The sequence below is a fragment of the Desulfobacterium sp. N47 genome (genome assembly GCF_051233685.1).
In the GTDB taxonomy this organism is placed as follows: Bacteria; Desulfobacterota; Desulfobacteria; order Desulfobacterales; family RPRI01; genus RPRI01.
The window spans coordinates 1-2,548 of record NZ_JBAMMY010000276.1 but is presented as its reverse complement, the minus strand read 5'-3'; the positions used below and the strand labels follow the sequence as shown (position 1 = coordinate 2,548).

The 2,548-nt window shown below is 35.8% G+C and carries 2 protein-coding genes; both read left to right on the top strand.

The genetic code is table 11. The annotated features are described in order from the left end of the window. Positions 1–363 precede the first annotated feature (363 nt). Positions 364–1,134 (top strand): YkgJ family cysteine cluster protein, encoded by a 771-nt coding sequence (locus VXK47_RS17505; protein WP_435550073.1) that lies wholly within the window; start codon positions 364–366, stop codon positions 1,132–1,134. Between the two features lie 653 nt (positions 1,135–1,787). Further along, positions 1,788–2,420 carry a hypothetical protein gene (locus VXK47_RS17500; RefSeq protein ID WP_435550072.1) on the top strand — a complete coding sequence of 211 codons (633 nt, stop codon included), beginning with the start codon at positions 1,788–1,790 and terminating at the stop codon, positions 2,418–2,420. Positions 2,421–2,548: the final 128 nt, after the last annotated feature.

Here is a 2,548-nt window from a genome sequence, read left to right as displayed (position 1 = left end):
GAAAACGTTTTCTGTAGAGGTTTAAGGATGTCGTTAAGAATAAACATTTTTAAAGTTGCTCCTTTCATAGGGGATATCAAAAAATTACGAAGATATCCTCTCATGAAAAGGGAGGAAAGTCAAGCAAAAGTTGACGTAAGTGCTTGAAATACTTGGTATATAAATTGCAATGCATTTTACATGCCATCTTTTTATGTTTTGTGAAAAAATATCGCAAAATTTTAAAACCATGTTTGAACGGCTTCAAAAACAGTGAAACTTTAGGTTAGTAAGTGAACCACTTATTTAAAGAAGTAACAATTCATAAGTACGCTTTTTGTAAACATATGGATTTCGTTTTACGTTTTATAAAGGATATAATTAATGGATACAGATAATAATATGGCAAGCATAGATCCTGTCAAATACAATCTTGACAGTGAATTTAAATTCAGATGCCACAGCGGCCTATCGTGTTTTACAAAATGCTGCAGAGGTATAACTATTATTTTAACACCTTATGACATAATAAGACTTAAAGAGATCCTTTCTCTTTCTTCTGAAGAGTTTTTGGCAATATATACTGAACCGCAGCTTCTTGAAAAAACGGATTTACCAATTGTTACTTTAAAACTTCTTGATGATGAACAGAAATCATGCCCCTTTGTCAGAGATGACGGATGCCTGGTATACACACACAGGCCGACCGCCTGCCGTTATTACCCTGCAGGAGTTGCATCTCTTAATTTTAAAGAGGATTCCGATGATCAAGGGTTTTATTTTTTTGTTAATGAACCGCATTGTTTGGGCTTTGAAGAAGACAAAATTTGGACAATCAGAGAGTGGCGTATTGATCAGGGAGTTGATATTCATGATCAAATCAATGCCGGATGGATGGATCTGGTAGTAAAGAAAAGATCCTTTCCGAAAAACATCATGCTTACTGAAAAAAGTAAAAACATGTTTTTTACCGCTTGCTATGATGTTGATAAATTCAGACGGTTTATTTTCGAAAGTTCTTTTTTAACCCGTTATAAAGTTGATAATGAAACTGTTGAAAAAATTAAAAAAGATGATATTGCTCTTCTTGAATTTGCTTTCGGCTGGTTAGACACAATATTATTTAAGAATGAACAGTTCAAGGTAAGCGAATAAGAAGCAGTGTGCGGAATGAAAAAACAGGTAAGTATAATTATCCGAACAGTATGATGATGGCTGCTTCGTTGTGTACCCGCGACCGTCAAGACAGGTGACCATCGCCCGTTGATAGTCTGCGCACTTTTGGTTCAATTGGGCTTCTGATATGCCAATAGGAGGCTTTCCAAAATCTTTTATTATACAGATTGCTGTAAATTCAAAGCATAACATCAGTCGAATTTTATAAAATTGTCAACTTTCGCTATTAAAGTTTAAGCCTTTCCTATGGGATATTTGCTTCATATCATAGTCACATTCAAACCTATGATCAGAAGAATATATGAAGGAGTTGCTTTGATCTTGGGTGTTCCTTTTTCTTTTCTAAACTTCTGAAAGCAGCAAACTTTTAGTCTTGAATAAAATGCTTGATTTTAACCAGAAAAAATGATGTTGTCTTTCTCAGCGATCATGATAAAGGATAATCACGCCGGATTTTTTATTTTATCGGAAATAAAATTAGTGAATATACGATATTTGATTTTGAAGATTATTTGTAGATATTTCAAGCAGTGAAAATTTTTAAAAAAAAATAGTTATATGGTAATGATTGAAGGTAATTTCGAAAGGGGAGCAGCACCGATTAGGCTTGCTTCTCGATTAAATGAGATATTATGCGCATAGAACCGGAAATAAATAATGTAAGTATCGTATTAGTCGGCAACTTAAACCCTGCAATATTTCACCCCGCATGGTTTGTAGCCAATAATATACTTAGTAAGGAAGACCTTAAAAGCGCAAAAGTAGAAATAATCCACCAACATCTTGCAGTTTTTAAGGTCGGAGATTGGTTGCACCTTACTGCTGAACCAAACCGCTTTATTTCAGAAACAAGCGAGCCCCCTTTTGTTAGACTTAGTGATTTTGTTGTCAAAACTTTTGGAGAAGCTCTTATTCATACACCTATTTCCCAAATGGGTATTAACCGCCTTGTTCATTTTAGCGTTGGAGATGAGGAAACGCGTAATAAAATAGGAAAGAAGTTAGCTCCACAAGAAGTGTGGGGAGAGTGGGCACCTTTTATCTCTGGGAAAAAACAAGAGAAACATGGCGGTATGGTTTCAATTACTATGCAACAAGTAGATCTCGATGATCGTGAAGCCGGGCAAATCCAAGCAAGAGTGGAACCATCTCTTTTGATTAAGAATGGGTCGGGAATCTCCGTTACGGTCAACGACCACTACGAAATTTCGAAAGAGGATTCTTTGAATGGAGCTATTCGTATGTCAGGTTTATTAGTCCCTTAATTGTAAAGTTCTTGCAAAAATGGCAAAAGAATTTATTGGCAAGCGGTTCTGAGTCTTGCCAGTTCAGGGATTACGAACATCTCCCTGATCATTAAACCGGTAACGATAACGGCCTTGCCCAACTTAGT

Excerpts from the sequence above, each read along its gene's own strand:
- VXK47_RS17505 (WP_435550073.1), top strand. The coding sequence starts at position 364 with ATGGATACAGATAATAATATGGCAAGCATAGATCCTGTCAAATACAAT.
- VXK47_RS17500 (WP_435550072.1), top strand. The coding sequence starts at position 1,788 with ATGCGCATAGAACCGGAAATAAATAATGTAAGTATCGTATTAGTCGGC.